This is a genomic window from Pseudomonas sp. BN411 (genome assembly GCF_029871235.1).
GTDB lineage: Bacteria > Pseudomonadota > Gammaproteobacteria > Pseudomonadales > Pseudomonadaceae > Metapseudomonas.
Window position 1 is genome coordinate 313477 of the sequence record NZ_SSOM01000065.1, and the last position, 20365, is coordinate 333841.

A 20365-nucleotide genomic window follows, 5' to 3' on the forward strand; every position below is an offset into this window, starting at 1 on the left:
TCGAGAGTGACGCTGATCGCTTCCGACCAGTTCCGCATCGTTGTCGGCCTCGGCAAGAGCGGCATGTCCCTGGTGCGCTTCCTGGCGCGCCAGGGCGTGCCGTTTGCCGTGGCTGATACCCGTGCGAACCCGCCGGAGCTGGCGACGATCCAGAGCCAGTTCCCGCAGGTGGAAGTACGCTGTGGCGAGCTCGATCCGGATTTCCTCAGCCGTGCCAGCGAGCTTTACGTGAGCCCGGGCCTGGCGGTGGCCACGCCTGCGCTGCAAGAAGCGGCACGGCGTGGAACCAAGCTGTCCGGGGACATCGAACTGTTCACTCGCCATGCCAAGGCGCCGATCGTCGCCATCACCGGCTCGAACGCCAAGAGCACTGTCACCACCCTGGTGGGCGACATGGCCCAGGCTGCCGGCAAGCGTGTCGCTGTAGGCGGCAATCTTGGTACTCCGGCGCTGGACCTACTGGACGACGACGTCGAGCTCTACGTGCTGGAGCTGTCCAGTTTCCAACTGGAAACCACCGACCGGCTGAATGCCGAGGTGGCCACCGTGCTCAACGTCAGCGAAGACCACATGGATCGCTACGCTGACATGCAGGCCTACCACCTCGCCAAGCACCGCATCTTCCGTGGCGCGCGCCAGGTCGTCGTCAATCGCGGTGACGCCTTGTCGCGTCCGCTTGTGGCCGACCAATTGCCCTGCTGGACATTCGGCCTGAACAAACCTGACTTCAAGTCCTTCGGCATGATCGAGGAAGACGGCGAGAAGTACCTGGCCTACCAGTTCGACAAGCTGATGTCGGTTCGCGAACTGAAGGTTCGCGGCGCCCACAACCAATCCAACGCACTGGCTGCCCTGGCCCTGGGCCACGCCGTTGGCCTGGCGTTCGAGCCCATGCTCGATACGCTGCGGACTTTCGCCGGGCTGGCCCATCGCTGCCAGTGGGTGCGCGAGCTGCGTGGCGTCTCCTACTACGACGATTCCAAGGCGACCAACGTCGGGGCTGCCCTGGCGGCGATCGAAGGCCTGGGCGCCGATATCGACGGCAAGCTGGTGCTGATTGCCGGTGGCGATGGCAAGGGCGCTGATTTCTCCGGCCTCAAAGGCCCGGTGGAAGCGTTCTGCCGCGCCGTCGTGCTGCTGGGCCGGGATGCCGAGCTGATCGCCGCCGCCCTGGGGGATTCCGTGCCGCTGGTTCGGGTAAAAAACCTGGACGAAGCAGTGCTGCGCTGCTCCGAACTGGCCGAGGCTGGCGACGCCGTATTGCTCTCGCCGGCGTGTGCCAGCCTGGACATGTTCAAGAACTTCGAAGAACGCGGGCGTCTATTCGCCCAGGCCGTGGAGGGGCTCGTCTGATGCTGGCCCGTCTGCTCGCCGCCCCGTCGCCGCTGCGCAGCCGCCGCGGCATCGACATCGACTTCCCGCTGCTGGCCGGTTGCCTGTCGCTGCTCGGCCTGGGCCTGGTGATGATCACCTCGGCTTCGTCGGAAGTCGCGGCGGCGCTGTCCGGCAACCCGCTGTACCACATGATCCGCCACCTGATTTACCTGATGATCGGTCTCGTCGCGGGCCTGATCACGCTACAGATCCCCATGGCTTTCTGGCAGCGCCATGGCGCTCGACTGATGTTGGCTGCCATCGTCCTGCTGATCATGGTCCTGCTTCCCGGGATCGGCCGAGAAATCAACGGCGCCAAGCGCTGGATTGGTTTCGGTCTGTTCAACCTGCAGCCGTCCGAGCTGGCCAAGCTGTTCACCGTGATGTTCATCGCCGGCTACATGGTGCGTCGCCAGGACGAAGTTCGCGAGAAGCTGACCGGCTTCATCAAGCCAATGCTGGTGCTGGGCCCGATCGCCGTACTGCTGCTGGCCGAACCGGACTTCGGAGCCACCGTGGTGCTGGTGGGCTCCTGCATCGCGATGCTGTTCCTCGGCGGGATCAACCTGCTGCGCTTCGTCCCCCTGGCCGGTGCCGTACTCGCCGCCGGCGTGCTGGTAATGACCAGCCAGAGCTACCGGATGCAGCGCTTGACCAACTTCATCGACCCCTGGGCCGACCAGTACGGCGCGGGCTATCAGTTGAGCCAGGCGTTGATCGCTTTCGGTCGCGGCGAATGGCTTGGTGTAGGTCTGGGCAACAGCATCCAGAAACAGTTCTACCTGCCTGAGGCTCATACCGACTTCGTGTTCGCGGTGCTGGCCGAAGAGCTTGGAATGGTGGGCGCACTGGCAACCGTCGGCCTGTTCGTCTTCGTCAGCGTCCGGGCCCTCTACATCGGTCTATGGGCCGAGAAGGCGCGCCAGTATTTTTCCGCCTACGTCGCCTACGGCCTCGCTTTCCTCTGGATCGGCCAGGTGTTGATCAACATCGGTGTGAACGTCGGCCTGCTGCCGACCAAAGGCCTGACCCTGCCGTTCCTCAGCTACGGCGGCAGCTCCCTGGTGATCTGCTGCGTCAGCCTTGCGCTGCTGCTGCGAATCGAGTGGGAGCGGCGTACTCAGCTTGGCAACGAGGAAGTGGAGTTCGTCGAGAGCGATTTCTTCGACGAGGAGGTGCGCCCATGAGCGGCAACGTGCTGATCATGGCCGGCGGCACCGGCGGCCACGTATTCCCCGCCCTGGCCTGTGCCCGCGAGTTCCAGGCCCGTGGTTTCAAAGTGCACTGGCTGGGTACGCCGAAAGGCATCGAGAACGAACTGGTTCCCCAGGCCGGTCTGCCGCTGCACCTGATCCAGGTGAGTGGCCTGCGCGGCAAGGGATTGAAGTCCTTGCTCAAGGCTCCATTCGAGCTGCTCAAGTCGCTGTTCCAGGCGCGCCGTATCGTGCGTGAGCTCAAGCCGGTCTGCGTGCTGGGCATGGGCGGCTATGTCACCGGTCCCGGCGGACTGGCGGCGCGCCTGTCCGGCGTACCGCTGATCATTCATGAGCAGAACGCCGTGGCCGGCACTGCCAACCGCAGCCTGGCACCGATCGCCAGCCGCGTTTGCGAGGCCTTCCCCGATACCTTCGGGAAAAGCGACAAGCGGCGCACCACCGGCAACCCGGTGCGCGAAGAGCTGTTCCTGGAAACCCCGCGTGACACCCTGGCCGGTCGCAAGCCGCGCCTGCTGGTGCTGGGCGGCAGCCTGGGCGCCGAGCCCCTGAACAAGCTGCTGCCCGAAGCCCTTTCCCGGCTGTCCGCTGACCTGCGCCCGGAAGTGTTCCACCAAGCCGGTCGCAAACATGACGAGATCACTGCGGAGCGTTATCGCGAGGCCGCGGTCGAAGCGGAGGTCGCGCCTTTCATCAAGGACATGGCCCGTGCCTATGCCTGGGCCGATCTGGTCATCTGCCGTGCAGGCGCCCTGACCGTGAGCGAATTGGCCGCTGCCGGCCTGCCATCGTTCCTGGTGCCGCTGCCCCATGCGATCGACGACCACCAGTCGCGCAACGCCGAATACCTGGCGAAGGAGGGCGCGGCTGTCCTTCTTCCGCAACATTCCACTGACGCGGCCACGCTGGCCGCTCAGCTGACCGAGGTCCTGATGCAGCCCGAGAAACTCAAGGCCATGGGCGCTACCGCCCGCCGTCTGGCCAAACCCGCCGCCACCCGCACCGTGGTCGAGATCTGCCTAGAGGTGGCCAATGGTTGAAAGCCAGAAAGCCATGCCCCAGCCGGAGATGCGCCGCATTCGTCGTATCCACTTCGTCGGCATCGGCGGCGTGGGCATGTGTGGGATCGCCGAAGTGCTGCTGAACCTGGGCTACCGGGTTTCCGGTTCCGACCTCAAGGCCTCGGCCGTGACTGAGCGCCTGGAGAAGTTCGGCGCGCAAATCTTCATCGGCCACCGCGCCGAGAACGCCGAGCACGCCGATGTGCTGGTGGTGTCCAGCGCCGTGAACAAATCCAACCCCGAGGTCGCGGTCGCCCTGGAGCGCCGTATCCCTGTGGTGCCGCGCGCTGAAATGCTCGCCGAGCTGATGCGCTACCGCCACGGCATCGCCGTCGCCGGTACCCACGGCAAGACCACCACCACCAGCCTGATCGCGTCGGTCTTCGCCGCCGGCGGCCTGGACCCGACCTTCGTCATCGGCGGTCGCCTGAATGCCGCGGGCACCAATGCCCAGCTCGGCACTAGCCGCTATCTGGTGGCCGAGGCCGACGAGAGCGACGCCAGCTTCCTGCACCTGCAGCCGATGGTGGCCGTGGTCACCAACATCGACGCGGACCACATGAGCACCTACGAGGGCGACTTCAATCGACTGAAGAAGACCTTCGTGGAGTTCCTCCACAACCTGCCGTTCTACGGTCTGGCCGTGCTCTGCGTGGATGACCCGGTGGTCCGTGAAATCCTGCCCCAGGTGGCACGCCCCACCGTGACCTACGGCTTCTCCGAAGACGCGGACGTACGCGCCATCAATATCCGTCAGGAAGGCATGCGCACCTGGTTCACCGTCCTGCGCAAGGACCGCGAGCCGCTGGATGTCTCGGTGAATATGCCGGGCAACCACAACGTGCTGAATTCCCTGGCCACCATCGCTATTGCCACCGACGAAGGCATCAGCGACGAAGCCATCGTCCAGGGCCTGTCCGGCTTCCAGGGCGTGGGCCGGCGCTTCCAGGTCTACGGCGAGCTTCATATCGAAGGCGGCAGCGTGATGCTGGTGGACGACTACGGCCACCATCCGCGCGAAGTGGCCGCAGTGGTCAAGGCCGTTCGTGGTGGTTGGCCGGAGCGCCGCCTGGTGATGGTCTACCAGCCGCACCGCTACAGCCGTACCCGCGATCTTTACGACGATTTCGTGCAGGTACTGGGTGAAGCCAACGTCCTGCTGCTGATGGAGGTCTACCCGGCCGGCGAAGAGCCGATTCCCGGTGCCGACAGCCGTCAGCTCTGTCACAGCATCCGTCAGCGCGGCCAACTGGACCCGATCTATATCGAGCGTGGCGTGGACCTCGCGCCACTGGTCAAGCCGCTGCTGCGTCCCGGCGACATCCTGCTCTGCCAGGGGGCCGGTGACATCGGTGCACTGGCACCGCAACTGATCCAGAACCCGCTGTTTGGCGGTCAGGCCGACGACGCCGCCAAGAGGAAGACGAAATGAGCGCGCACTTCAAATCCACCCTCGAGCCGGCTGCGTTCGGTCGGGTCGCCGTGCTCTACGGTGGCAAGAGCGCCGAGCGCGAGGTTTCGCTGAAATCCGGCGCCATGGTGCTGCAAGCCCTGCAGTCTGCCGGTGTGGACGCTTTCGGCATCGATGTCGGTGACGACCTGCTGCAACGGCTGCAGGCGGAAAAGATCGACCGCGCCTTCATCATCCTCCACGGCCGTGGCGGCGAAGACGGCAGCATGCAAGGCCTGCTGGAGTGCCTGGAAATCCCCTATACCGGCAGCGGCATCCTGGCTTCGGCCCTGGCGATGGACAAGCTGCGTACCAAGCAGCTGTGGATCAGCCTCGGCTTGCCGACGCCGCGCCACGCCGTGCTGGCCAGCGAGCAGGACTGCCGCCAGGCAGCCGCTGAGCTGGGCTTCCCGCTGATCGTCAAGCCGGCGCATGAAGGTTCCAGCATCGGCATGGCGAAGGTCGAGGATGTCGACGCGCTGATCGAGGCCTGGCGTGATGCAGGCGTCTACGACCCGCAGGTGCTGGTGGAACAGTGGATCCACGGCCCGGAATTCACTGTTGCCTGGCTGCGTGGCGAAGTGTTGCCGCCCATCCGCCTCGGTACCCCGCACACCTTCTACGACTACGACGCCAAGTACCTGGCCAGTGATACCCGCTACCAGATCCCCTGTGGCCTGGATGCGGACAAGGAAGAGGAGCTGAAGCAACTGACCGCGCGTGCCTGCGAGACTCTCGGCATCCAGGGCTGGGCCCGTGCCGACGTCATGCAGGACGCCGAAGGGCGCTTCTGGCTCCTTGAAGTCAACACCGCACCGGGCATGACCGATCACAGCCTGGTGCCCATGGCCGCGCGCGCTGCGGGCCTGGATTTCCAGCAATTGGTGCTGGCGATCCTGACCGACAGCGTCGAGGCAAGGGGCTGATCCCATGCGTAGCGCCACTATCCGCCGCCAGGAACCCGTAATCGGCCGCGTCGCTCCGTCGCGCAAGCCGATACCGCGTGGCGCCAGCCGGACGGTGGCCAAGGAACCGCTGAGCCAGCGCCTGCCCAAGCCCAGCTTTGGCTTCCTGCGCAAGCTGGTCTGGCCAGTGATGCTCGTGGTGCTCGGTTTCGGTGCCTACGAAGCGGCCCAGCGGCTGCTGCCGTACGCCGACCGGCCCATCGCCAAGGTCAATGTCCAGGGCGATCTGAGCTACATCAGCCAGCAGGCGGTTCAGCAGCGCATTGCGCCGTACATCGCCGCGAGCTTCTTCAGCATCGACCTGGCGGGCATGCGCCGCGAGCTGGAGCAGATGCCGTGGATCGCCCACGCCGAGGTGCGCCGGGTGTGGCCGGACCAGGTGATGGTCCGACTGGAAGAACAACTGCCCATCGCCCGCTGGGGCGACGAGGCACTGCTGAACAACCAGGGCCAGGCATTCGCCCCGCGCGAACTGACCCACTACGAACAGCTGCCGCAGCTCTGGGGACCGCAGCGCGCCCAGGAGCAGGTGATGCAGCAATACCAGATGCTCAGCCAGATGCTGCGCCCGCTCGGTTTTTCCATAGTCCGGCTGGAGCTGCGTGAACGCGGCAGTTGGTTCCTGTCCACCGGGCAGGGCGTCGAGCTCCTGCTTGGGCGGGATCATCTGGTGGAGAAGATGCGACGTTTTATCTCGATCTACGAGAAAACGCTGAAGGACCAGATTGCGAACATAGAGCGCGTCGACCTGCGCTATCCCAACGGCCTCGCAGTGGCCTGGCGGACGCCGGTCGAGGCCCCGGCGGCGACCACGGTCGCCGTGCAGTGAATTAGAGAGAAGGTTAGAAGCATGGCAAGCGTACAGAGCGGCAAGATGATCGTCGGCCTGGACATCGGCACCTCCAAGGTGGTGGCGTTGGTGGGCGAGGTTGCGGCTGATGGCCAACTCGAGATCGTCGGCATTGGCACTCACCCGTCGCGCGGCCTGAAGAAGGGCGTGGTGGTGAACATCGAATCCACCGTGCAATCCATCCAGCGCGCGGTGGAAGAGGCTCAGTTGATGGCGGGTTGCCGCATCCACTCGGCCTTCGTCGGCATCGCCGGCAATCACATCCGCAGCCTGAACTCCCACGGCATCGTGGCGATTCGCGATCGCGAAGTCAGCGGCGCCGATATCGAACGCGTACTGGATGCCGCCCAGGCGGTCGCCATCCCGGCCGACCAACGTGTGCTGCACACCCTGGCCCAGGACTACGTAATCGATAACCAGGAAGGCGTGCGCGAGCCGCTGGGCATGTCCGGCGTCCGCCTGGAAGCCAAGGTGCACGTGGTGACTTGCGCGGTGAATGCCGCTCAGAACATCGAGAAGTGCGTGCGCCGCTGCGGTCTGGAAGTCGACGACATCATCCTCGAGCAACTGGCCTCGGCCTACTCGGTCATCACCGATGACGAGAAAGAGCTGGGCGTCTGCCTGGTGGACATCGGCGGCGGCACCACCGACATCGCCATCTTCACCGAGGGCGCGATTCGCCACACCGCGGTGATCCCGATCGCCGGCGACCAGGTGACCAACGACATCGCCATGGCCCTGCGTACGCCGACCCAGTACGCCGAAGAGATCAAGATCCGCTACGCCTGCGCCCTGGCCAAGCTGGCCGGTGCTGGCGAAACCATCAAGGTGCCCAGCGTGGGCGACCGTCCGCCGCGCGAACTGTCGCGCCAGGCCCTGGCTGAAGTGGTCGAGCCGCGTTACGACGAGCTCTTCACCCTGATTCAGGCCGAGCTGCGCCGCAGCGGTTACGAAGACCTGATTCCGGCGGGCATCGTTCTTACCGGTGGCACCGCCAAGATGGAAGGTGCGGTGGAACTGGCCGAAGAGATTTTCCACATGCCGGTGCGCCTGGGCGTACCGCATAGCGTGAAGGGGCTCGCCGATGTCGTGCGCAACCCCATCTATTCCACGGGCGTAGGCCTGCTGATGTACGGATTGCAGAAGCAGTCCGACGGCATGCCTGTCTCCACTGGCAGCTACGGCTATGCCGAAGAAGCCAAGGCTCCTGTACTGGAACGGCTCAAGCGCTGGGTTCAGGGCAATTTTTAACCGCGGTACGCAGTAGGCGAAAAAACTAAAAAAGGAAGGAGAGGGGAAAATGTTCGAACTCGTAGATAACGTTCCGCAAACAGCGGTCATCAAGGTAATCGGTGTCGGTGGTGGCGGTGGCAACGCCGTGAACCACATGGCCAAGAGCAGCATCGAAGGCGTCGAGTTCATCTGCGCCAACACCGATGCCCAGGCGCTGAAGAACATCGGCGCGCGCACCGTGCTGCAACTCGGCCCGGGCGTGACCAAGGGCCTGGGTGCCGGCGCGAATCCGGAAGTCGGCCGTCAGGCTGCCATCGAAGACCGTGAGCGCATCGCCGAAGTGCTGCAGGGCGCCGACATGGTCTTCATCACCACCGGCATGGGCGGCGGCACCGGTACCGGCGCTGCACCGATCATCGCTGAAGTGGCCAAGGAAATGGGCATCCTCACCGTTGCGGTGGTGACCCGTCCGTTCCCGTTCGAAGGTCGCAAGCGTATGCAGATCGCCGACGAGGGCATCCGCTCCCTGGCGGAAAGCGTCGACTCGCTGATCACCATCCCCAACGAGAAGCTGCTGACCATCCTCGGCAAGGACGCCAGCCTGCTGGCCGCCTTCGCCAAGGCCGACGACGTGCTCGCCGGTGCGGTGCGTGGCATCTCCGACATCATCAAGCGTCCCGGCATGATCAACGTCGACTTCGCCGACGTTAAGACCGTGATGGGCGAAATGGGCATGGCGATGATGGGTACCGGCTGCGCCAGCGGTCCGAATCGCGCTCGCGAAGCCACCGAGGCTGCTATCCGCAACCCGCTGCTGGACGATGTGAACCTGCAGGGCGCTCGCGGCATCCTGGTCAACATCACCGCTGGTCCGGACCTGTCCCTGGGCGAGTACTCCGACGTGGGCAACATCATCGAGCAGTTCGCTTCCGAGCACGCCACCGTCAAGGTGGGTACCGTGATCGACCCGGATATGCGTGATGAACTGCACGTAACCGTCGTGGCCACTGGCCTGGGTGCGCGCATCGAGAAGCCGGTCAAGGTGGTCGACAACACCGTTCAGGCAGCCGCCGTGGCCACTGCCACCGTTGCCGCTCGTCCGGAGCAGCCGTCCGTCAACTACCGCGACCTGGATCGCCCGACCGTGATGCGTAATCAAGCTCACGCCGGTGCGGCCACCGCGGCCAAGCTCAACACTCAGGATGACCTGGATTACCTGGATATCCCGGCATTCCTGCGTCGCCAGGCTGATTGATGATTTGTATCAGGAGCATTAGGGTGATTGGTGTTCAGCAAAGGGCGGTTCTGCTATTATCGCCGCCCATTGTTGAAAACAGTTCGCAACTTGCGCACAAGCGGCCAATGCCATGATCAGACAACGCACTCTCAAGAACATTATCCGTGCCACTGGCGTGGGGCTGCATTCCGGGGAAAAGGTCTACCTGACCCTCAAGCCCGCTCCTGTGGACACTGGCATAGTGTTCCGCCGTACCGACCTCGATCCCGTGGTGGATATTCCTGCACGCGCAGAGAATGTCGGTGAGACCACCATGTCGACCACACTGATCAACGGTGAGGTCAAGGTGGACACCGTGGAGCACCTGCTTTCGGCCATGGCAGGCCTGGGCATCGACAACGCCTACGTCGAACTCTCCGCGTCGGAAGTGCCGATCATGGACGGCAGCGCTGGTCCCTTCGTCTTCCTGATTCAATCCGCCGGCCTGCAGGAGCAGGACGCGCCGAAGAAGTTCATCCGCATTCTGCGCGAAGTGACTGTGGAGGAGGGCGACAAGCGCGCCACCTTCGTGCCCTTCGACGGTTTCAAGGTGAGCTTCGAGATCGATTTCGATCACCCGGTATTCCGCAATCGTACCCAGAGTGCGAGCGTGGATTTCTCCAGCACCTCGTTCGTCAAGGAGGTCAGCCGTGCGCGGACCTTCGGCTTCATGCGCGACATCGAGTTCCTGCGTTCCCAGAACCTGGCACTCGGCGGCAGCGTGGAGAACGCCATCGTGGTTGACGAGAACCAGGTGCTCAACGAAGACGGCCTGCGTTACGAGGACGAGTTCGTCAAGCACAAGATTCTCGATGCGATCGGTGACCTCTATCTGCTCGGCAACAGCCTGATCGGCGAATTCCGTGGTTTCAAGTCGGGCCACGCGCTGAACAACCGTTTGCTGCGCCAGCTCATCGAGCAGAAGGACGCCTGGGAAGTGGTGACCTTCGAGGATGCCAGGACTGCACCTATCTCCTATATGCGACCGGTAGCAGCCGTTTAAGCAATACCCTCTTTCCTGACTTCAAAGGCCACCTTCGGGTGGCCTTTTTTTATCTCCAGGTTTTCGACCTGCTCAGTCCTGTGATTTGCCGTGGCGCGCCAGGCGTTCCAGCGCTTCCCTCAGGCGCGGATCGCTGACGGTTTCCGCCGTGGCCTGCAGGCTCTCCGCGGCGGTGGTTGACAGGCGGCCTTCCGTCACTGGGGCGCTGCTCGGGGTGAAACTCGGCTGGACCTTGAAAACGATCCGCTCCAGGCCGGCGAAGGCCTCGAATCCCTTCAGCTGGCGTAGCAAGCGGGCCTGCTGGTAGCGCAGCCGGGTCGCCCAATGACCGTCGGTGACGATCAGCAGCAGTCGGCCTTCGCGCCAGGAGGCGACATGGCAGTGTTCGCGAGCGGCTGGCTGTAGCTGGCTGGCGAGCAGCTGCTGCAGTTGGTCGATGCGCTGGGCTTCGTTGAAAAGAGCCCGCAACGGCTTCTCCTCGCGCAACAGCGCGGCGGGGGAGCGGGCGGGTAGGGGACGAAACGCCATGATGGGTGCTTGAATGAGGGCTTGTGCGCCCATATTAACAGAGGCAGTTCCTCGCCTCGGCTTGTGCGCGCAATTCGATCGCTCAGGCTGTCGGTTCCTCTGGGTCCATGTAGCGATTGGCCATGACCGGGAAGTGTGGACGCCGTCCTACGGCAACCGGGAAGTGCTCCCGCTTTCCTCAGCAAGGAATCCGGGTAGAATGCCCCCTTCGCAAGCAGCCATGGCGGCTGCGCGGGCGACTACAGGCCGCCCTCCATCTCAATGTGTGGAAGATCCTCTCTATATGTTTGCGCCATTGTTGAAGAAACTCTTTGGAAGCAAGAACGAACGCGAAGTGAAGCGCATGGCCAAGGCTGTGCAGGCTATCAACGCGTTCGAAGAGCAGATGGTGGCCCTGTCCGATGACCAGCTGCGTGCCAAGACCGAAGAGTTCAAGGCGCGTCTGGCCAAGGGTGAGACCCTTGACCAGTTGTTGCCGGAAGCCTTCGCCGTGGCGCGTGAGGCCGGCAAGCGCGTCATGGGCATGCGCCACTTCGACGTCCAGCTGATCGGCGGCATGACCTTGCATGAAGGCAAGATCGCCGAGATGCGTACCGGTGAGGGCAAGACCCTGGTAGGGACCCTGGCCGTGTACCTGAACGCGCTGTCCGGCAAAGGCGTGCACGTGGTCACCGTGAACGACTACCTGGCCCGCCGCGACGCCAACTGGATGCGTCCGCTGTATGAATTCCTCGGCCTCTCCGTGGGTGTCGTCACGCCCTTCCAGCCGCCGGAAGAGAAGCGTGCCGCCTACGCCTCCGACATCACCTATGGCACCAACAACGAATTCGGTTTCGACTACCTGCGCGACAACATGGCGTTCAGTCTGGACGACAAGTTCCAGCGCGAGCTGAACTTCTCCGTGATCGACGAAGTGGACTCCATCCTCATCGACGAAGCGCGCACCCCGCTGATCATCTCCGGCCAGGCCGAAGACAGCTCCAAGCTCTACATCCAGATCAACAAGCTGATCCCGCGCCTCAAGCAGCACATCGAAGAGGTTGAGGGGCAGGTCACCCAGGAAGGCCACTACTCGGTCGACGAGAAGACCCGTCAGGTCGAACTCAACGAGATGGGTCACCAGTTCATCGAGGAAATGCTCACCCAGACCGGCCTGCTGGCCGAGGGCGAGAGCCTCTATTCGGCGCATAACCTTAGCCTGCTGACCCACGTCTATGCCGGACTGCGCGCCCACACGCTGTTCCACCGCAACATCGAATACATCGTGCAGAACGACCAGGTCCTGCTGATCGACGAGCACACTGGCCGTACCATGCCGGGCCGTCGCCTGTCCGAGGGCCTGCACCAGGCCATCGAAGCCAAGGAAAACCTGCCGATCCAGGCGGAGAGCCAGACCCTGGCTTCTACCACCTTCCAGAACTACTTCCGCCTCTACAAGAAGCTGTCCGGCATGACCGGTACCGCCGACACCGAGGCCTTCGAGTTCCGCCAGATCTACGGCCTGGACGTGATCGTCATCCCGACTCACCGCCCTGTTGCCCGTAAGGACTTCAACGACCTCGTCTACTTGACCCAGGAAGAGAAGTTCAGCGCCATCATCACCGACATCAAGGAATGCCAGGCCAGCGGCCGTCCGGTGCTGGTGGGTACCGCGTCGATCGAGAGCTCCGAGTACGTTTCCCAACTGCTGGGCAAGGCGGGCATCGAGCACAAGGTGCTCAACGCCAAGTACCACGAGAAGGAAGCCGAAATCATCGCCCAGGCCGGTCGTCCGGGGGCCGTGACCATCGCCACCAACATGGCCGGTCGTGGTACCGACATCCTCCTCGGCGGTAATTGGGAAGCCGAAGTGGCGGCCCTGGAAGCCCCGACCGACGAGCAGGTCGCGCAGATCAAGGCCGAGTGGCAGAAGCGTCACCAGCAGGTGATCGAGTCCGGTGGCCTGCATGTGGTCGCTTCCGAGCGTCACGAATCCCGCCGTATCGACAACCAGCTGCGTGGCCGTGCCGGTCGCCAGGGTGACCCGGGTTCCAGCCGTTTCTACCTGTCGCTGGAAGACAACCTGATGCGCATCTTCGCCTCCGACCGGGTGAAGAACTTCATGAAAGCGCTGGGCATGCAGTCCGGCGAGGCCATCGAGCACCGCATGGTGACCAACGCCATCGAGAAGGCGCAACGCAAGGTCGAAGGTCGCAACTTCGACATCCGCAAGCAGCTCCTCGAATACGACGACGTGGCCAACGAACAGCGCAAGGTGATCTACCACATGCGCAACAGCCTGCTGGCTGCAGAGCATATCGGCGACACCATCAGCGAATTCCGCGAAGAAGTGCTGAACAGCACCATCGACGCCCATATCCCGCCGCAGTCGATGCCTGAGCAGTGGGACGTCAGCGGTCTGGAAGCCGCCCTGTACAGCGATTTCGGCCTGAAGCTGCCGGTGCAGCAGTGGCTCGACGAAGACGACAAGCTCTACGAAGAGACTCTGCGCGAGAAGATCCTGACGCAGCTGCTCGCTGCCTACAACGAGAAGGAAGACCTCGCCGGCGCCGAAGCCCTGCGTGCCTTCGAGAAGCAGATGCTGCTGCGCGTGCTGGACGACCTGTGGAAGGATCACCTGTCCACCATGGATCACCTGCGTCACGGTATCCACCTGCGCGGCTACGCCCAGAAGAACCCGAAGCAGGAGTACAAGCGCGAGTCCTTCACCCTGTTCCAGGACCTGCTCGACTCCATCAAGCGCGACACCATCCGTGTCCTCTCCCACGTCCAGGTCCGCCGCGAAGACCCGGTCGAAGAAGAGGCCCGACTGCGCCGCGAGGCCGAGGAAATGGCCCGTCGCATGCAGTTCGAGCATGCTGCCGCGCCGAGCCTCGATGAGCCGGAAGTGGGCGAAGAGCAGGGCGATGTGGCTGTCGCCACCGCGGCCGCTCCGGTACGCACCGAGCCCAAGGTTGGCCGTAACGAGCCGTGCCCCTGTGGCTCCGGCAAGAAATACAAGCACTGCCACGGTCAAATCAACTAAGGCTCTGCTGTAATTCCAACGCCGCGACCGGCCCTGCCGCTCGCGGCGTTTTTCCTGATATCCCTGGCCGTCTGCGCCGTCCGCAGCCGGTCGCCTGCTGACAAAGGAGCGCTTCCCATGGCTGTTGGTCTTGGCCCTCTGCCTACCCTGCACCCGGTACCCGGTTTCGAACTCGGCATCGCCTCTGCCGGCATCAAGCGCCCTGGGCGCAAGGATGTGGTCGTGATGCGCTGCGCCGAAGGCTCCACCATCGCCGGCGTGACCACCACCAATGCCTTCTGCGCTGCCCCGGTGCTGATCACCCGTGAGCGCCTGCAGGGCGAAGTACGCTACCTGCTGACCAACACCGGCAACGCCAACGCCGGCACCGGTCCGGACGGCCTGGTCCGCGCGCGCCGTTCCTGCGCCAAGCTGGCTGAACTGGCTGGCGTGAGCGAAGACGCCGTGCTGCCGTTCTCCACCGGCGTGATCGGCGAGCCGCTGCCGGTCGAGAAGATCGAAGCCGCACTGCCGGCGGCACTGGCTGACCTCAAGGTGGATAACTGGGCCCAGGCCGCCGAAGGCATCATGACCACCGACACCCAGCCCAAGGGTGCCTGCCGCCAGTTCGAGCACGACGGCGTGACCGTCACCATCACCGGCATCAGCAAGGGTGCCGGCATGATCCGCCCGAACATGGCCACCATGCTCGGCTACATCGCCACTGACGCAAAGGTTGCTGGTGATGTGCTGCATGCCTTGGTGCGCGATGCCGCGAACAAGTCCTTCAACCGCATCACTATCGATGGTGACACCTCCACCAACGACTGCTGCATGCTGATCGCCACCGGCCAGGCTGCCCTGCCGGAAATCACCGCTGCCAGCGGTGAGCTGTTCGCCAAGCTCAAGCAGGCCGTGTTCGACGTCTTCATGGAAATCGCCCAGGCCATCGTGCGCGACGGCGAAGGTGCGACCAAGTTCGTCACTGTGCAGGTCAACGGTGGTGGCAACCACCAGGAATGCCTCGACGTGGCCTACGCTGTGGCCCATTCGCCGCTGATCAAGACCGCGCTATTCGCATCCGACCCGAACTGGGGCCGCATCCTGGCTGCCGTGGGCTACGCCGGCGTGCCGAACCTGGACGTGAGCAAGATCGACGTGTTCCTCGGCGAAGTCTGCATCGCCAGCCAGGGTGGCCGTGCCTCCACCTACACCGAAGCGCAGGGCGCTGCGGTGATGGCTCGCGAAGAGATCACCATCCGCATCGAGCTGGGCCGTGGTGACTGCAGCGAAACCATCTGGACCACCGACCTGTCCCACGAATACGTGAAAATCAATGCTGAGTACCGCACCTGAGAACCCGCCCACGATCAGCTGCGCGTCGGAATAACTGCGTTGGGAATGGCTTCGGGCTTGCTCATTTACAGCTCGTAAACCCCGCGCCCTCAGCCATTCCCGCCTTGTTCTTCTCTAGCTCGCAAGATCGTGAACGGGTTCAGTAGTGCAGCGGCATTCCCGATTTTCATCCCCCGATGAAAATCGGGAATTTGCCATGGGCGCAGGCAGCTTCCATGATCCAGCGACACCCTAGGGAACTGGAAAAAGGAGGAAGGCATGTCCCTGAAACTGGTAATTGGCAACAAGAACTACTCGTCCTGGTCGTTGCGCGCATGGCTGGCCATGGAGCTGACCGGCTCACCCTACGACGAGGTCCGCATTCCGCTCTACCAGGCCGATAGCCACAAGCGCCTGCTGGGCTACTCGCCCACTGCCAAGGTGCCTGTGTTGCAGTCCGAAGACGGCACCGTCTGGGACTCCCTCGCCATCGCCGAATACCTTGCCGAGCGCTTCCCCGAGGCGCATCTCTGGCCCTTTGGCCAAGCGGCCCGCGCCATGGCCCGTTCGGTATGCGCTGAAATGCACAGTGGCTTCGTGCCGTTGCGTAGCCATATGCCGATGGACATGAAGCGCAATAAGGCGCTCGCCGAAGTGCCGGACGAGGTTGCGGAAGACATTCGCCGCATCTGCGCGATCTGGGCCGAGTGCCGCTCGCGCTTCGGTCAGGACGGCCCCTATCTGTTCGGCCATGCCAGCATCGCCGATGCATTCTACGCGCCGGTGGCCTGCCGCCTGCGCAGCTACGGCGTTGAGCTGCCGGCAGACGCCGCGGCCTACGTCGACACCATTTACCGGTGGCCTGCCTTCCAGCGCTGGTACCAGGCCGCCTTGCAGGAAACGGAGATCATCGAATGAAACGAGTGCATGTGGCAGCCGCGGTTATCCGCGGCGCCGACGGCCGGGTGCTGATCGCCAGGCGCCCGGACGACAAGCACCAGGGCGGCCTCTGGGAGTTTCCCGGGGGCAAGGTGGAGGAGGGCGAGGCCGTGCAGGTCGCGCTTTCCCGAGAACTGGAGGAGGAACTGGGCATCCGCGTCAGCGCTGCCCGTCCGCTGATCCAGGTGCACCACGACTACCCGGACAAGCATGTGCTGCTGGATGTCTGGGAAGTCAGCGCTTTCACCGGCGAACCCCATGGCGCCGAGGGCCAGCCGCTGGCCTGGGCCTCACCGCGTGAGTTGGGGGATTACGAATTCCCGGCGGCCAACAAGCCGATCGTGGTAGCGGCGCGACTGCCCGACCGCTATCTGATCACGCCTGACGACATTGAACCTCAGGCGCTGTTGGCCGGCCTCAAGGCCGCCCTGGCCAAGGGCGTGCGCCTGGTGCAATTGCGTGCGCCGCGCATGTTCGACGCCCAGTACCGCGACCTGGCGGTCGACGTGCAGGGTCTCTGTGCCGGCAAGGCGCAACTGATGCTCAAGGGCCCGCTGGAGTGGCTGGGCGACTTCCCCGCAGCTGGTTGGCACCTGACCGCCGAGCAACTGCGCAAGTACGCACCCAACGGCCGTCCTTTCCCGCGAGAGCGCTGGCTGGCGGCGTCGTGCCACAGCATCGAGGAATTGCAGCTGGCGGCGGCCATGGAAGTGGATTTCGTCACCCTCTCGCCGGTGCAGGCCACCCAGACCCATCCCGAAGCCCAGCCCTTGGGGTGGGAGCGTGCCGAGGAGCTGCTTCGCGGCTTCAATCAGCCGGTCTACCTGCTGGGCGGCGTTGGCCCTGATGACCTGGAGCAGGCCTGGAAGGTCGGTGCCCAGGGTGTGGCGGGGATACGGGCGTTCTGGCCGGAATGATCGACGGCGCAGGCCTTTGGCCTGCAGTGCGATTGGTATGGCTATGAATGCGTTAAGCGTTCCTGGAAGGTGCTGAGCCAGGTTGCTTACCGGGTTTTGCGGATGTTTCTGGTTTCGCCTTCCCAGGCGAGTCCCTTTTGCAAACGCCCAAAAGGAACCAAAACGCTTGCCCCTGCATCCGGGTTTGGCTTCGCCAAACTCCCCTCGCTCTATCGTTGCGCCGGGGGCACGGCGAGAGGGGCCATCCATGGCCCCACACGCCTCTCGCGGCATCCACGCCTCTCGCGGCATCCATGCCGCTCGTCCCCTCTGCAACGATTCCGCTCGGCCTCCTGAAGGGACGCAGTCGCTGCCCCACCTCAGACGCTCAGGTTCAGGCCCGTGTGGGCTTCAGGATGACTTGTGCCTCGCCGGCGCGAGTCACCCCTCTCCCTCTGGGAGAGGGGCGGGGGTGAGGGACGTGTCGGCTTGCGCGGAGTCCTGGAGGTTCTGTGCTAGAGCGTTCCATTTCTCTCAGCAACAGCTAACGCAAAGATAGCCATCGGTATCGCCCCTGCAGAGCTAGCGTCAGGCGATCACTCTTTCTTCGCAGCCTGCCACAACACCTCATCGACCCCCTGTCGCCGGGCGATCAGGCGAGCGGCGACGAAGAGCAGGTCGGAGAGGCGGTTGAGGTAGGCCAGCAGTTCCTCGCGCAAGGGCTCTTCGCCGTTCAGTGTCTGGGCGCGGCGTTCGGCGCTGCGGGCGAAGCTGCGGCAGATGTGCGCCTGGGCCACCAGGCGGCAGCCGCCGGGGAGGATGAAGTTCTTCAGCGGCCCGAGCTCTTCGTTCCACAGGTCGATGGCGGCTTCCAGCCGCTCGATCTCCTGCATGTCCACCACCTGGTATTCCGGCATCGCCAGTTCGCCGCCAAGGTCGAACAGGCGGTGCTGACATGGCGTCAGTACGCCAATCACCTCATCCAGGCCCGGGCAGCTCTGCGCGCTTTCGGCCAGCTCCGCCAGCAGCAGGCCGAGCTGGCTGTTCAGGGTGTCCACCTCGCCTATCGCCTCGATGCGTGGGTGGTCCTTGGATACGCGCCGGCCGCTGGACAAGCCGGTCTCGCCTTTGTCGCCGGTGCGTGTATAGATCCTGGAAAGGCGGTTACCCATATCAAGCTCCGGCTTCGGTGGCGCTGGAAGTCAGCGGCAGGCGCAGGGTGAAGCAGGTGCCCTGGCCGGGCTTGGACTGCACTTCCATCTGGCCTTTGTGATTGTTGGTGATGATGAAATACGAGACCGATAACCCCAGGCCCGTGCCCTGGCCCACCTCCTTGGTGGTGAAGAAGGGCTCGAAGATGCGTTTGCGCACGTTCTCGGGAATGCCCACGCCTGTGTCTTCCACCTGAATTTCCGCCCAGGGCGGACTCAGGCGGGTACGTAGCGTGATGCGGCCTTCCTCGTCGTCCTCGCGCTGGTGGATAGCCTGGGCCGCGTTCTTCAGGAGGTTGAGCAGCACCTGCTCCAGCTCGTTGGCGGTACCGGGTACCGGCCCCAACTCGGCGTCGAATTCTCGGACGATCTGCAGGCCCTTGAAGTCGAAGCCTTCGGTCAGGTCGAAGTCGTTGCTGGCGATCTCCAGCGCCTGGTCGATCAGCACTGGCAGCTGACAGGGCGCCAGCTGGCGGTTGCTGCGCCGGCTGAAGGCGAGCATGTGGCTCACGATCTTGGCCGCGCGGGCCCCGGCCTGATGGATATCGTCCAGCAGCTTGGGCACCTCGCGGGCGTCCAGGTAGTGGCTGATGGATTGCAGGCTGATACCGCTGATGGCGGCCTGCTCCTGGTTGCGGTCCAGCTCCGGGGAGATGCGTCGCCGGATGTTCTGCACGTTGTGCAGGATGGCGCCCAAGGGGTTGTTGATCTCGTGGGCCATGCCGGCAGCCAGGCCCCCCACCGAGAGCATCTTCTCCGACTGCACCATCAGCTCTTCCATGGACAGCCGCTGGGTGATGTCGTCGATGCGGATCACCACGCCGCGCCCGGTGCCGCCCATCAACGGGTAGAAGGTCAGGGCGTAGTGGTGGACGTTCTCGCCCGCCAGCCAGCTCACCCGCTCCACTTTCTCCACCTTGTGCTTCTCGGCGGTCAGGCGGATCTGCGGGAGGAAGGGCTTGAGCGAGGGGAAAGCCAGGAAAACAGGCTGGTTCAGCGCATCGTCCATGGGCGTGCCGGAGAGCGCGCTGGCTTCCTGGTTCCACTGGGTGACGTAGAGCTGCTCGTCCAGGGCGATGAGCGCCGAGGGCATGGAGTCGATGATGCTGTTGAGGTAGTTCTGGAAGCCGGTGAGCTTCTTCTCGATCTTGCTGCGCACCTGCACTTCCAGCTCCAGCTTGCGGTTGGAGTGGCGGGTTTCCTCGGCCAGTTCGTGGGCCTGGTCGAAGGCGGCCTGGGCGTCGTCGCGGGCGCGCTTGAGTTGCTGTTCGCGGGCTTCGATGCGGCTGAGCATGGTGTTGAACGCGTCGGCGAGGTTGCCGATTTCGTCGCGGTTGCCACGGGGCGCGCGCAGCGAGTAGTTCTCTTCCCGGGTCACTTGGCGCGAGAGCTCCTCCAGGCGGCGGATGGGACGGGTGACCATGCGCCGGATCTGCCGCGCCACCAGCAGCCAGAGCAGCACGCTGCAGGCGAGGATCGCCAGGCTCGCCGTCAGGGTGCCGGTATAGAACACACTGGGCAGCTCGCTGGAGGCCACCAGCAGCAGGTGGCCGGCGGGCTTGCCGGGGATGGGCAGCTCGGCGAGGTGACTGGTGCGAAACTCCCGCAGGCGCCAACTGGAAATGTCGCTGGCTTTCAGCGGCAGGTCGAGTTGTTCGCCACGCTGCAACTGGGCCAGCAGCCGGCCATCGGTGTCGTACAGCGCGGCGGCGCGTAGTGGCGTGTAGCCGTTCAGGCGCTGCAGCATCTCCTTGGCATTTTCTTCCGAAGACAGCGCCTCGGGACCGACGGCCGAGGTAGCGAAGAGCCGGCCAAGGGTTTCCAGGCCCTGGGGGGCCACGCTTTCCTGGGAGATCCAGTAGGCGGCGCTGATGAAGGCCAGGTTGGCGATGAGCAGGACGGTAGCGAGCAGAACCAGCAGGGCGGCGAGCAGTTTGCGGCCGACCGAGAGGTTTTCGAGGCGCTGACGCAGGCTGGTCAAGGGGGTTGATATCCGCAGCTGGGCAGAAACGCAGGTTAGCGCGGG

The 20365-nt window shown here is 64.1% G+C and carries 16 protein-coding genes; 13 read left to right on the plus strand and 3 right to left on the minus strand.

The features are described 5' to 3' along the window. Positions 1–6: 6 nt before the first annotated feature. From murD to lpxC, 9 genes are all read left to right on the plus strand, one after another. Positions 7–1353 carry a UDP-N-acetylmuramoyl-L-alanine--D-glutamate ligase gene (gene murD / locus E8F06_RS11690; protein WP_280367189.1) on the plus strand — a complete coding sequence of 449 codons (1347 nt, stop codon included), beginning with the start codon at positions 7–9 and terminating at the stop codon, positions 1351–1353. After that, positions 1353–2561 carry a putative lipid II flippase FtsW gene (gene ftsW / locus E8F06_RS11695; RefSeq protein ID WP_280367192.1) on the plus strand — a complete coding sequence of 403 codons (1209 nt, stop codon included), beginning with the start codon at positions 1353–1355 and terminating at the stop codon, positions 2559–2561. Before murD ends, ftsW begins: the two co-directional genes overlap by 1 nt. Continuing rightward, a complete protein-coding gene (gene murG / locus E8F06_RS11700; RefSeq protein ID WP_280367194.1) occupies positions 2558–3628 on the plus strand; it encodes an undecaprenyldiphospho-muramoylpentapeptide beta-N-acetylglucosaminyltransferase in 1071 nt (356 codons plus the stop codon). The genes ftsW and murG overlap by 4 nt, the downstream gene beginning before the upstream one ends. Then, the gene (gene murC / locus E8F06_RS11705; RefSeq protein ID WP_280367197.1) at positions 3621–5081 is read left to right on the plus strand and encodes a UDP-N-acetylmuramate--L-alanine ligase; all 1461 of its coding nucleotides are present in this window, start codon (positions 3621–3623) and stop codon (positions 5079–5081) included. Before murG ends, murC begins: the two co-directional genes overlap by 8 nt. Beyond that, positions 5078–6025, plus strand: a complete 948-nt coding sequence (locus tag E8F06_RS11710) for a D-alanine--D-alanine ligase (RefSeq protein ID WP_151131993.1) — start codon at positions 5078–5080, stop codon at positions 6023–6025. Before murC ends, E8F06_RS11710 begins: the two co-directional genes overlap by 4 nt. A 4-nt stretch (positions 6026–6029) precedes the next feature. After that, positions 6030–6893, plus strand: coding sequence for a cell division protein FtsQ/DivIB (locus tag E8F06_RS11715; protein WP_280367199.1), 864 nt, complete (start codon positions 6030–6032; stop codon positions 6891–6893). Positions 6894–6914: 21 nt separating this feature from the next. After that, positions 6915–8165 (plus strand): cell division protein FtsA, encoded by a 1251-nt coding sequence (gene ftsA, locus E8F06_RS11720; RefSeq protein ID WP_190827196.1) that lies wholly within the window; start codon positions 6915–6917, stop codon positions 8163–8165. Positions 8166–8214: 49 nt separating this feature from the next. Next, on the plus strand, positions 8215–9402 hold the full coding sequence (gene ftsZ, locus E8F06_RS11725) for a cell division protein FtsZ (protein ID WP_190827198.1): 1188 nt from the start codon (positions 8215–8217) through the stop codon (positions 9400–9402). Between the two features lie 112 nt (positions 9403–9514). Beyond that, positions 9515–10426, plus strand: coding sequence for a UDP-3-O-acyl-N-acetylglucosamine deacetylase (gene lpxC / locus E8F06_RS11730; RefSeq protein WP_028628442.1), 912 nt, complete (start codon positions 9515–9517; stop codon positions 10424–10426). Between the two features lie 72 nt (positions 10427–10498). On the opposite strand, the gene E8F06_RS11735 is transcribed toward lpxC, so the two are convergent. Then, positions 10499–10954 (minus strand): DciA family protein, encoded by a 456-nt coding sequence (locus tag E8F06_RS11735; RefSeq protein ID WP_280367203.1) that lies wholly within the window; start codon positions 10952–10954, stop codon positions 10499–10501. A gap of 283 nt (positions 10955–11237) precedes the next feature. Here E8F06_RS11735 and secA point away from each other — a divergent pair, with 283 nt between their 5' ends. From secA to E8F06_RS11755, 4 genes are all read left to right on the plus strand, one after another. Then, positions 11238–13979 (plus strand): preprotein translocase subunit SecA, encoded by a 2742-nt coding sequence (gene secA / locus E8F06_RS11740; protein ID WP_280367205.1) that lies wholly within the window; start codon positions 11238–11240, stop codon positions 13977–13979. 117 nt (positions 13980–14096) lie between these two features. Next, on the plus strand, positions 14097–15314 hold the full coding sequence (argJ, locus tag E8F06_RS11745; protein WP_280367208.1) for a bifunctional glutamate N-acetyltransferase/amino-acid acetyltransferase ArgJ: 1218 nt from the start codon (positions 14097–14099) through the stop codon (positions 15312–15314). 258 nt (positions 15315–15572) lie between these two features. Then, positions 15573–16211: a glutathione S-transferase family protein gene (locus E8F06_RS11750; RefSeq protein WP_280367210.1), complete on the plus strand. Its 639-nt coding sequence runs from the start codon at positions 15573–15575 to the stop codon at positions 16209–16211. After that, positions 16208–17149: a Nudix family hydrolase gene (locus tag E8F06_RS11755; protein ID WP_280367213.1), complete on the plus strand. Its 942-nt coding sequence runs from the start codon at positions 16208–16210 to the stop codon at positions 17147–17149. Before E8F06_RS11750 ends, E8F06_RS11755 begins: the two co-directional genes overlap by 4 nt. Positions 17150–17724: 575 nt before the next feature. Here E8F06_RS11755 and E8F06_RS11760 read toward each other — a convergent pair. Next, positions 17725–18300: a cob(I)yrinic acid a,c-diamide adenosyltransferase gene (locus E8F06_RS11760; RefSeq protein ID WP_280367215.1), complete on the minus strand. Its 576-nt coding sequence runs from the start codon at positions 18298–18300 to the stop codon at positions 17725–17727. Between the two features lies 1 nt (position 18301). Continuing rightward, the gene (locus E8F06_RS11765) at positions 18302–20320 is read right to left on the minus strand and encodes an ATP-binding protein (RefSeq protein WP_280367218.1); all 2019 of its coding nucleotides are present in this window, start codon (positions 20318–20320) and stop codon (positions 18302–18304) included. Positions 20321–20365: the final 45 nt, after the last annotated feature.